The 10040-nt window shown below is 66.4% G+C and carries 11 protein-coding genes, 1 tRNA gene and 1 pseudogene; 11 read left to right on the top strand and 2 right to left on the bottom strand.

Features of this window, described 5'->3' with window-relative positions:
* The 8 genes from cobA to VFB18_RS07655 all read left to right on the top strand — a co-directional run.
* A partial coding sequence (cobA, locus tag VFB18_RS07690; protein ID WP_324973118.1) for a uroporphyrinogen-III C-methyltransferase occupies positions 1-900 on the top strand: 900 nt, incomplete at its 5' end.
* Positions 893-1186: a DUF2849 domain-containing protein gene (locus tag VFB18_RS07685; protein ID WP_324973115.1), complete on the top strand. Its 294-nt coding sequence runs from the start codon at positions 893-895 to the stop codon at positions 1184-1186. The genes cobA and VFB18_RS07685, both read left to right, overlap by 8 nt.
* A complete protein-coding gene (locus tag VFB18_RS07680; protein ID WP_324973113.1) occupies positions 1173-2828 on the top strand; it encodes a nitrite/sulfite reductase in 1656 nt (551 codons plus the stop codon). The genes VFB18_RS07685 and VFB18_RS07680 overlap by 14 nt, the downstream gene beginning before the upstream one ends.
* Positions 2815-3933, top strand: coding sequence for a phosphoadenylyl-sulfate reductase (locus VFB18_RS07675; RefSeq protein WP_324973109.1), 1119 nt, complete (start codon positions 2815-2817; stop codon positions 3931-3933). Before VFB18_RS07680 ends, VFB18_RS07675 begins: the two co-directional genes overlap by 14 nt.
* Positions 3861-4835 carry a sulfate adenylyltransferase subunit CysD gene (gene cysD / locus VFB18_RS07670; protein ID WP_414675668.1) on the top strand — a complete coding sequence of 325 codons (975 nt, stop codon included), beginning with the start codon at positions 3861-3863 and terminating at the stop codon, positions 4833-4835. Before VFB18_RS07675 ends, cysD begins: the two co-directional genes overlap by 73 nt.
* Positions 4835-6316 (top strand): GTP-binding protein, encoded by a 1482-nt coding sequence (locus VFB18_RS07665; protein ID WP_324973103.1) that lies wholly within the window; start codon positions 4835-4837, stop codon positions 6314-6316. Before cysD ends, VFB18_RS07665 begins: the two co-directional genes overlap by 1 nt.
* A gap of 79 nt (positions 6317-6395) precedes the next feature.
* Positions 6396-7190, top strand: a complete 795-nt coding sequence (locus VFB18_RS07660; protein ID WP_324973100.1) for a sulfite exporter TauE/SafE family protein — start codon at positions 6396-6398, stop codon at positions 7188-7190.
* Positions 7191-7219: 29 nt separating this feature from the next.
* Positions 7220-8008: a sulfite exporter TauE/SafE family protein gene (locus VFB18_RS07655; protein WP_324973098.1), complete on the top strand. Its 789-nt coding sequence runs from the start codon at positions 7220-7222 to the stop codon at positions 8006-8008.
* On the opposite strand, the gene VFB18_RS07650 is transcribed toward VFB18_RS07655, so the two are convergent.
* Positions 7990-8226 carry a hypothetical protein gene (locus VFB18_RS07650; protein ID WP_324973095.1) on the bottom strand — a complete coding sequence of 79 codons (237 nt, stop codon included), beginning with the start codon at positions 8224-8226 and terminating at the stop codon, positions 7990-7992. The two genes, VFB18_RS07655 and VFB18_RS07650, sit on opposite strands and share 19 nt — an antisense overlap.
* Positions 8227-8269: 43 nt before the next feature.
* On the opposite strand from VFB18_RS07650, the gene VFB18_RS07645 reads away from it, so the two are divergent.
* On the top strand, positions 8270-8620 hold the full coding sequence (locus VFB18_RS07645) for a DUF3147 family protein (protein WP_324973092.1): 351 nt from the start codon (positions 8270-8272) through the stop codon (positions 8618-8620).
* A 71-nt stretch (positions 8621-8691) separates the two neighbouring features.
* Positions 8692-8970: a hypothetical protein gene (locus tag VFB18_RS07640; RefSeq protein WP_324973089.1), complete on the top strand. Its 279-nt coding sequence runs from the start codon at positions 8692-8694 to the stop codon at positions 8968-8970.
* Positions 8971-9009: 39 nt separating this feature from the next.
* Here VFB18_RS07640 and VFB18_RS07635 read toward each other — a convergent pair.
* A tRNA-Thr gene (locus VFB18_RS07635) sits at positions 9010-9084 on the bottom strand.
* Positions 9085-9557: 473 nt separating this feature from the next.
* On the opposite strand from VFB18_RS07635, the pseudogene VFB18_RS07630 reads away from it, so the two are divergent.
* Positions 9558-10040: pseudogene (locus VFB18_RS07630) on the top strand (UDP-N-acetylglucosamine 1-carboxyvinyltransferase); the annotation flags it as partial.

The raw sequence follows: 10040 nt of genomic DNA, 5'->3' as shown, positions 1-10040 counted from the left end.
CGGAAATTCTGGGAGGCGGTGTTCGAGGGCGCCGCCGCCGAGGCCATGCTCGAGGGCGACGAGGAGAAGGCCAAGGCGCTGATCGGCGAGGCGATCGAGACCGCAGCCTCCGCGCCCAATCCTCAGGGACGCGTGCTCCTCGTCGGCGCCGGCCCCGGAGATCCCGAGCTTCTCACCATGAAGGCCGTGCGCGCTCTGAAGGCGGCCGACGTCATCCTCTACGACCGGCTGATCGGCGAGGGCGTGCTCGACCATGCGCGCCGCGAGGCCGAACTGATCCCGGTCGGCAAGGCCAAGGGCAAGCACAGCGTTCCGCAAAGCGAGATCAATCGGCTGCTTGTTGCCCGCGCTCACGCCGGCCAGACCGTTGTCCGCCTGAAAGGGGGCGATCCCTTCATCTTCGGCCGCGGCGGCGAGGAGCTCGAGGCGCTGCGCGAGGCGGGCGTCCCGGTCGAGATCGTGCCCGGCGTGACCGCCGGCATCGCCGCTGCGGCGAGCCTCCACATCCCGCTCACCCATCGCGACATCTCGCACACCGTGACCTTCCTCTCCGGCCACGAGGCGGGCGGCGAAGAGCCCTCCTTCGAGCATCTCGATCTCGCCGCTCTCGCCTCGGGCAAGAACACGCTCGTCGTCTATATGGGCGTCTCGACCGCCGGCGCGATCGCCAAGCGGCTGCTCGAAGCGGGCTTCGCGCCCGAGCTGCCCGTGCTCGCCGTCGAGAATGCAAGCCGCGAGGACGAGCGCCGCGTCGGCGCGACGCTCGCCGATCTCGCCGCCCGTCCCGGGCGGCTCGGGCTGAAAAGCCCGGCCGTCCTCATCTTCGGCGAGGTGGCCGGTCTGCCCGCGCACGGCGTCGTCGAGGACATCCTGGCATTGGAGGAGCTGAAGCGTGCCTAGCGTCGTGACCGCCAATCGTCTCGTCGACGGCGTCGTCGTCTATCTCGCCTCCGACGGAGGCTGGACCGAGGACCTCTCCTCGGCGCGCATCGCCGCGACCGAGGAGGAAACCAAGGCGCTCGAGGAACAGGCCGCCAAGGACGTGAAGGCGCGCAAGGTCGTCGCCGTCTACCCCATGGAGGTCGCGGTCAGGGACGGCGTGGTCGATCCGCTCTCGGTGCGCGAGAAGATCCGCGCCGCGCACCGCACGACACTGACAGAGGATTGGTACGATGTACCGCTATGACGAGTTCGACCGCGCCTTCGTGCACGAGCGCGTGGCCGATTTCAGGGATCAGGTCGAACGCAGGCTCGCCGGTCAACTGACCGAGGACGAGTTCCGTCCCTTGCGCCTGCGCAACGGGCTGTATCTCCAGCTCCACGCCTACATGCTCCGCATCGCCATCCCCTACGGCGTGCTCTCGCCCCGCCAGCTCCGCCAGCTCGCCATGATCGGCCGGAAGTGGGATCGCGGCTACGGTCATTTCACCACCCGCACCAATCTCCAGTTCCACTGGATCAGGCTGGTCGACGTGCCGGACATCCTCGCCGCGCTCGCCGAGGTCGAGATGCACTGCATCCAGACCAGCGGCAATTGCGTGCGCAACGTCACCGCCGATCCTTTCGCCGGCGCCGCCCATGACGAGCTCGAGGACCCGCGGCCGTGGTGCGAAATCCTGCGCCAGTGGTCGACCATGCATCCCGAGTTCAACTGGCTGCCGCGCAAGTTCAAGATCGCCATCTCGGGCGCGGCCGAGGACCGTGCGGCCATCGCCTTCCACGACATCGGCCTGAAGATCGTGCGCGGGCCTGGCGGCGAGAACGGCTTTCGCGTTCTGGTCGGCGGCGGCATGGGCCGCACGCCCTATGTCGGGCAGGAGATTCGCGCCTTCCTGCCCAAGAAGCACCTGCTCTCCTACATCGAGTCGATTCTGCGCGTGTACAATCTGCACGGCCGGCGCGACAACATTCACAAGGCGCGCATCAAGATCCTCGTCAATCAGCTCGGCATCGACAAGTTCCGCGAGGACGTCGAGGCGGACTGGGCGGCGACCCACAAGGACGCGATCGACCTGCCCGAAGACGAGGTCAGGCGCATCACGTCCTATTTCGCTCCGCCCGATCTTCCGCCGCGGCCGATCCGCGACGAGGCGCTCGATGCCCGGCGCAACGCCGATCCGGTGTTCGCGGGCTGGTTCAAGCACAACGTGCGCCCCCATCGCGTGCCGGGTTATTCGATCGTGGTGATTTCGCTGAAAGAGCCGGGGCGGACGCCCGGCGATGCGAGCTCTGAGACCATGGAGCTCGTCGCCGATCTCGCCGAGCGCTTCGGGCATAACGAGATTCGCGTCAACTACACGCAGAACCTTTTGCTGCCGCACGTCGCCACCTCCGATCTTGTCGCGATCTACGACGCGCTCAAGGAGGCCGGGCTCGCCACCGGCAATTACGATCTCCTCGGCGACATGATCTGCTGCCCGGGCCTCGATTACTGCAACCTCGCCAACGCCCGCTCGATTCCCATCGCCAAGGAGATCGCCAAGCGCTTCGAGGATTTGAAGCGCCAGGAGGAGATCGGACCGCTCAGGCTCAACATGTCGGGCTGCATCAACGCCTGCGGCCATCACCACGCGGGCCATATCGGCATTCTGGGCGTCGATAAGAAAGGCACCGAGCTTTATCAGATCTCGCTCGGCGGCTCGCCGAAGGATGATGCCGCCATCGGCACCATCATCGGGCCCGGTTTCCGCGCCGAGGCCGTGCCGCAGGCGATCGACACCATTATCGGCACCTATCTCGCCGAGCGCATCGACGGAGAGACCTTCCTCGATACCTGGCGGCGCGTGGGGGCGAAGCCGTTCAAGGAGGCTCTCTATGGCGCTGCTTGATCTTGCCACCGGCGAATTGCTGTCCGACCCCGCAGAGGTCGCGACGCTGCTCGAGCCGACGGCCGACGCCGCGGCGCTTAACGCTGCGGCCTCGGGCAATGCCGGGCCCATCGCCATCCGCTTTCCCGCCTTCGGCGACGGCCGCGGCATCAGCCTTGCGGTGCTCTTGCGCGAGCGCCACGGTTTTACCGGCGAGATCAGGGCGGTCGGCTATCTGATCCCCGACCTCGCCCAGTTCCTGCTGCGCTCGGGCTTCGACACCGCCGAGGTCGCCGACCCCGAGCAGGTGGCGACGTGGCAGGCGGCGCTTTCGCGCTACAGCCGCAACTATCAGAAGGGCTATCGCAACCTCTTGCCGCTTCGCCGCGACGCGACGCGGAAGGAGGCGGGCGAACTCGATCAAAGGCTTGCGCGCATCAAGACGCTCACCGACCGCATCAGGGAGGCACGCCGCCGGATCGAGGGGCGCATCGCCTTCTCGACCAGCCTTGGGCTCGAGGACCAGGCCATCCTGCACGCCATCGCCGAGTCCGGCATCAAAGACATCGACATCTTCACCCTCGACACCGGACGGCTGTTTCCCGAGGTGCTCGAGACCGTCGAGCTGTCGGAGCTCCGCTACGGTTTGCGCATCCGGCTCGTTGCGCCCGACGCGGGCGAGGTCGAGCAACTTGTCGCACGCGACGGCGTATTCGGTTTTCGCCACGCGGTCGAGAACCGCAAGAGCTGCTGCGAGGTGAGGAAGGTCCGGCCGCTCAATCGCGAGCTGAAAGGCGCGCAAGGCTGGATCGCCGGCATCCGCCGCGAGCATTCCGCGGCCCGCGCCGACGTCGCACTCGCCGCCTGGGACGAGGCGCATGCGCTGATCAAGGTCAATCCGGTGGCCGATTGGACCTCGCAGGAGCTGACCGCCTACATCGCCGCCAACAATATCCCGGTCAATCCGCTGCATGCCCGCGGCTTCGTCTCGATCGGCTGCGCGCCGTGCACGCGCGCCGTGCAGCCCGGCGAAGACCCGCGCGCCGGACGCTGGTGGTGGGAACACGAGGAGAAGAAAGAGTGCGGCATCCATCTGAACCCGAACCGCAAGGGGAAGGCCGCATGACCGCGCTTGTCTCCCATCTCAAGCTGCTCGAGGCGGAGAGCATCCACATCTTTCGCGAGGCCGCGGCGCAATTTCGCTCACCCGTGCTGCTCTACTCGATCGGCAAGGATTCGACCGTTCTGCTGCATCTTGCGCGCAAGGCGTTCTGGCCTGCCAAGCCGCCGTTCCCGCTGCTGCACGTCGATACCACGTGGAAGTTCCGCGACATGATCGCCTTCCGCGACAAGACCGCGCGCGATTTCGGGCTCGATCTCATCGTGCACACCAATCACGAGGGGCTCGCGCGCAACATCAACCCCTTCGACCACCCGCCCTCGGTTTATACCGACGTGATGAAGACGGTGGCGCTGCGCCAGGCTCTCGACGCCGGCGGTTTCGACGCGGCCTTCGGCGGCGCGCGCCGCGACGAGGAGGCTTCGCGCGCCAAGGAGCGGGTGTTTTCTTTCAGGAGCGCCGGACATCGCTGGGAGCCACGCCGCCAACGGCCCGAGATGTGGCAGTTGCTCAACGGCCGCCTCGGCAAGGGGGAGACCGTGCGCGTGTTCCCGCTGTCCAATTGGACCGAAGGCGACGTGTGGCGCTACATCCAGCAGGAGAAGCTCGACGTGGTGCCGCTCTATTTTGCGGCCGAACGGCCGGTGGTCGTGCGCGACGGCCAGCTCATCGTTGTCGACGACGAGAGGATGCGCTTCGAGCCGGGTGAAAAGCCGGAGATGCGGAAGGTGCGCTTCCGCACGCTCGGCTGCTGGCCGCTGACCGCCGCGATCGAGTCTGATGCCACGACGCTCGACGCGGTGGTCGAGGAGACGCTTGCGGCGAAGGTCTCCGAGCGGGCGGGGCGCTTGATCGATCACGACCAGGCCGGCGCCATGGAGATGAAGAAACGCGAGGGGTATTTCTGATGCAAGTGGCTGCGTTACAGGAGGCGATCTCTTCCGCGCCGTTCGCCGCGCCGGCGTCGCAAGCGGCCGGCATGGTCAAGCTGCTCACCTGCGGCTCGGTCGACGACGGCAAGTCGACGTTGATCGGCCGGCTGTTGTGGGATGCCGCCGGCGTCACCGAAGACCAGCGCGCCGCGATCGCGCTCGCCTCGCACAATCGCGCCGTCAATGGCGAGAAGATCGATTTCAGCCTTCTGCTTGACGGGCTCCAGGCCGAGCGCGAGCAAGGCATCACCATCGACATCGCCTGGCGCTATTTCGAGACCGGCGACCGCCGTTTCGTCATCATCGATTCGCCCGGCCATGAGCAGTACACCCGCAACATGGCGACCGGCGCCTCGCATGCCGACATCGCCATTCTTCTTGTCGATGCCCGCTACGGGCCGAAGCGCCAGACGCGCCGACATGCGGCCATCTGCGATCTGGTCGGCATCAAGAAGGTGATCCTCGCCGTCAACAAGATGGACCTCGTCGACTGGTCGGAGGCCCGCTACCGCGCGATCGAGGCCGAGTTCGCCGCCCTTGCCGGGTCGTTCGGCTTCACCGAGATCAGGACCATTCCCGTCGCGGCGCTCACCGGCGACAACGTCGCCTATCGCTCCGCGCGCATGCCTTGGTATGCGGGACCGACGCTGCTCGATTATCTCGAGACCGTCGATCCCAAGGCGATCGCCGCCGACGCGCCGTTCCGCATGCCGGTGCAGCTCGTGCTGCGCGCTTCGGGAGACTTCCGCGGCTATGCCGGAACCATCACCTCCGGCCGCGTCAAGGTCGGCGACCGCATCGTCGATGCGAGGAGCGGGCTCGGCGCCACGCTCAAGCGCATCGCGACCATGGGCGGCGACCGTCCGTCCGCCGGGACCGGCGATGCGGTCACGCTCGTACTCGACACCGATCTCGACATCTCGCGCGGCGCCGTGCTCTCGGAGCAGGCGCGCCGCCCGATCAATGCCGACGTGATCGAGGCGCGCCTCGTTTGGCTCTCCGAGGCGCCGTTCGATCCGGAAAGCGGCTATCTGCTCCGCACCGCGACCGATCTCACCCCGGTCACCAGCATGAGCGTCTCGGCGCTGGTCGATTTCGAGACGCTTGCCGCTTCGCCCGCGCATGCCTGCGCCATGAACGACATCGCCGATTGCCGCATCTTGCTCGGGCGCGCGACCGCTCTCGACCTGTTCCGCGATCTTCCACTGACCGGCAACTTCATCCTGGTGAGCGCCATCGACGGCGCGACGGTGGCCGGCGGCGTCATCACCTGGGCGCAGTCCGGGGCGCCGGAAGTCGGCGACAAAGTGTTCGTGCTCAACCGCGAGCTGCTCGCCAACGGTCTTTGCTCGGATCTCGGCGATTCGCCCGCCGATCTCGCCGAGTTCAATCGCCGCGCGCAGGAGGTCGCAAGCTTGTTGCGGTCGATCGGCGTTCCCGTGTTAGTCGAGATTTGACCGGCTATAATGCGGATATAATCAAGACGCCTGTTTGAAGGCGCGTTGTGTCGCGTTTGGGGGAAGGGGATTATCTGAGATGGCGGATTTCGGCTGGGTAGCCCCGTTGCTACCGCTCGTCGCGGCTGGCTTCGGCGTGGGCTTCCTCGTGGGGCTCACCGGGGTCGGCGGCGGGGCGCTGATGACTCCGCTCCTCATCTCGAGCTTCGGCGTGAGCCCGCACGTCGCCGTGGGAACCGACCTCCTCTACGCCTCGATCACCAAGACGGTCGGGAGCTGGCGCCACCACGTCTCGCGCCACGTCGAATGGGCAATCGTTCTGCGGCTCGCGGCCGGCAGCCTGCCGGCGGCGGCGGCGCTGCTTGCCGTCATCTCCTTGTCGCCCATCGACACGGTGAAGCTCGCGCAGTGGATCAGGATGGGCCTCGTCGTGGCGCTTCCCGTGAGCGGGCTCGCCATCGTCGCCTATCCATGGGTCACGCGCTCCTCGCCGCGCGAGGATACCGGCGACGTGCCGGTCAAGCCGTTGCCGACCATCCTGTTCGGCGTCGTGCTCGGTCTTCTCGTCACGCTCACTTCGGTCGGCGCCGGAGCGATCGGCGTCACGGTGCTTGCCACGCTCTATCCGATGCTGCCCGCCAAGCGGCTGGTCGGTTCCGACATCGCCCATGCCGTACCGCTGACCTTGATCGGCGGTCTCGGACATTTGGGGCTCGGTAATGTCGATGGAGGCCTGCTGCTTGCGCTGCTTTGCGGATCGGTTCCCGGCATCCTGGTCGGCTCGCGACTGGCAGGTGTTGTTCCCGAATGGTTGCTCAGACCGCTGCTTGCCGTCACCTTGTGCTACGCGGCCTTCGCCCTCTACAGCAAGTAGACGCAAGTGCGGAGCGGGGCTCGCGTGATATGTCGGATCTACACCTTGCGGCCGTCTTGCCGTTCGTCGCGGCGGGCGCCGGCGTCGGCTTTCTCATCGGTCTGACCGGCGTCGCGGGCGCCTCTCTGATGACGCCCCTCCTCATTTCGACCTTCGGCATCAGTCCCGAGGTGGCGGTCGGCACCGACCTGATCTACGCCTCGATCACCAAAGCCGGCGCGGTATGGCGTCATTATCTCGCCAAGCACCTCGTCTGGCGGTTGGTGTTGACTCTTGCGCTGGGGAGTATCCCGGCCTCGCTGCTCCTGATCGCCGTTCTCGCGCTGGCCCCAAGGGATACGGCCTCGCTGGCGCAAGCGATCAGACTTGGACTTGGCATCGTTTTGCCGCTGAGCGCGCTTGCCATCCTCTTTGGCCCTTTCCTGATGCGGCGGCGTGGCGATGATTCCGACCACCCGTCGCGGTCACATATGTTGGCCACCGTCGCGCTCGGCGCCGCGCTCGGATTTGCCGTCACTTTGACCTCGGTCGGCGCAGGCGCGATCGGCGTGCCCGTACTCGCCACGCTCTATCCGTTGCTCGCGGCAAAGCGGGTGGTGGGTACCGACATCGCGCACGCCTGCGCGCTCGCCCTCGTCGCGGGGCTCGGCCATGCCGGTCTCGGCCACGTGGACCTCAAGCTTTTGCTTCCACTGCTTGCCGGTTCGATCCCAGGCATGCTGATCGGCAGCAGCCTGTGCGACCGTGCGCCGGAATGGCTGCTGCGGCCGATCCTCGCCGTAACCCTGTGCTACGCGGCCTACACGCTGTTCAATTGACCGGTATGGTCGAAGCAGTCGGTGCTTGGTGGGAGAGCGGCCGTGTGACCGCTAAAGGGCTTGCAGCACCGTCCCGGCATCAGGGCATGCACCGCGCCGAACAGGACCGCCGCGGCGACTGCGGCGACAACATCGCGTGGCTCCCCGCCAGCAACCTCGCCGAGACCCTCGCCCATGCCACCGTAGAGCCATTGCTGGATAGAGACGAGCGTGTGCATCAGCTAGAGTTGGGAACGCCGTTTCGAGAGGACCATCCTAGACATGCTCTATGCCGTCATTAAGGCCCTGATCTCGGGCATCATCATCGCTGCGGCCTCCGAGGCGGCCAAGCGCAGCCCGGCAATCGGCGCCGTGATCCTGTCGCTGCCGCTGATGTCGCTTTTCGCCTTCGTCTGGCTGTGGCGCGACACGGGCGACATGGAGCGCATCGCGGCCGTTTCGCAATCGACGTTCTGGTACGTGCTGCCGACGCTTCCGATGTTTCTGATCCTCCCCGCCTTGCTCAGGGGTGGCCTGGGTTTTTGGCCTTCGCTCGGCCTCTCCTGCCTCGTGACCGTGCTGCTCTACGGGGCCATGGTCTTTGCTCTCGGTAAGCTCGGCGTCGCGCTCTGAGCGGAAATCTCCGACCCTGGAACCCGGGCCGATCTTTGCGCGTTAATCCCTTGTTAATCGGGGGATTTCCAATGCAAAGCAATGCGGGTTTCTACACGGTGTGGAGTCACCGGAGCGCCAAGAGCATCTTTGGCGCCGGCTCCAGCCCGGTCAATCGCAACGGTCGGGTGCTCTGCTTCGAGACGGAGGACTTGGCGCGCGCCGAATGCGACCGGCTCAACGCCGCTCGCAGCAGTTCGCTTATCCGCTATACGATCAGAGCCGCCCGGGATCTACCGGTCGAGACGGGGCTTGTCGCGCTCGCGGACGGGTTCCGGAGGCTCGCCAGCGAAATGGCCCTGCGGCGCTGAAGCGCCCCGTCGCCACGGCCGTTCCGCGAGGTTGATGAATGGTGCCGCCGGACTGGATTGAACAGTCGACCCCGTCATTACCAATGACGTGCTCTACCACTGAGCTACGGCGGCTAAGGGATCCGCTCCGAGCCGGTCCCCGAAGGGATGCCTCGGATGATGCGCGGGGCGGACCCTGCCATAGCGGGGAAGCGCCTGCAAGCATAAGCCCGCGGCCCCTTCGCCTGTCTGCCCGCGACATGGGCACCGTTTGATGTGATATAAACGAACGAGGCTTAGAATCCTCTCAAGGACTTGGGTCCGATGCGCGAGAAGAAGACGGACGAAGCCGGCCGGAAAGCCACCGCAAGTGCCCAGGGGCGCGAAGCCCGGCTTGCCCAGGCGCTCAGAGCCAACCTCTTGAAACGCAAGGCCCAAGCCCGCGCCAAGTCCTCCGCCAAGGCATGCGAAGAGGGGGGACAGGACCCCTCCTAGGGAGTAAACTGATGGTTTGTCGGTCTTGCCTTGAGGGTCGTTGGGGCCGGCACCTTACGGGGACTGCAAATAGGGCCCGAAAGGGGCACGGGCGCGCGAGGGAGTAACACGCCATGGACCGCATCCGCATTATCGGCGGCCAGCGCTTGACCGGCACCATCCCGATCAGTGGCGCTAAGAACGCTGCGCTGCCCTTGATGATCGCCAGCCTCCTCACCCGCGAGACGCTCACCTTGCACAACGTGCCGCGCCTTGCCGATGTGAACCTTCTCGCTCGCATCCTCGGCAACCACGGCGTTGACGTGACCATCGCCGGCAAGAAATCCGGTCAGCGCACGACCGACGGCCAGACCTTCAGGCTGACCGCGACCGAGATCGTCGACACCACCGCCCCCTACGAGATGGTCGCGCGCATGCGCGCGAGCTTCTGGGTGCTCGCCCCCCTCGTCGCCCGCTGCGGCATGGCCAAGGTGTCTCTGCCGGGCGGCTGCGCCATCGGCACGCGTCCGGTCGATCTGCACATCACGACGCTCGAGAAGCTCGGCGCCGAGATCGAGCTCGAGGGCGGCTATGTGATCGCCCGCGCCCCGCGCGGC

Source organism: Methyloceanibacter sp., assembly GCF_035650995.1.
Lineage (GTDB): Bacteria > Pseudomonadota > Alphaproteobacteria > Rhizobiales > Methyloligellaceae > Methyloceanibacter.
Note: the sequence above shows the minus strand (reverse complement) of the source record. Positions and strands in the feature narration are given on the sequence as shown.

Coding starts and splice junctions, on each gene's coding strand:
- VFB18_RS07680 (WP_324973113.1), top strand. CDS start 1,173: ATGTACCGCTATGACGAGTTCGACCGCGCCTTCGTGCACGAGCGCGTG.
- VFB18_RS07675 (WP_324973109.1), top strand. CDS start 2,815: ATGGCGCTGCTTGATCTTGCCACCGGCGAATTGCTGTCCGACCCCGCA.
- VFB18_RS07665 (WP_324973103.1), top strand. CDS start 4,835: ATGCAAGTGGCTGCGTTACAGGAGGCGATCTCTTCCGCGCCGTTCGCC.
- VFB18_RS07660 (WP_324973100.1), top strand. CDS start 6,396: ATGGCGGATTTCGGCTGGGTAGCCCCGTTGCTACCGCTCGTCGCGGCT.
- VFB18_RS07655 (WP_324973098.1), top strand. CDS start 7,220: ATGTCGGATCTACACCTTGCGGCCGTCTTGCCGTTCGTCGCGGCGGGC.
- VFB18_RS07650 (WP_324973095.1), bottom strand. CDS start 8,226: ATGCACACGCTCGTCTCTATCCAGCAATGGCTCTACGGTGGCATGGGC.
- VFB18_RS07645 (WP_324973092.1), top strand. CDS start 8,270: ATGCTCTATGCCGTCATTAAGGCCCTGATCTCGGGCATCATCATCGCT.
- VFB18_RS07640 (WP_324973089.1), top strand. CDS start 8,692: ATGCAAAGCAATGCGGGTTTCTACACGGTGTGGAGTCACCGGAGCGCC.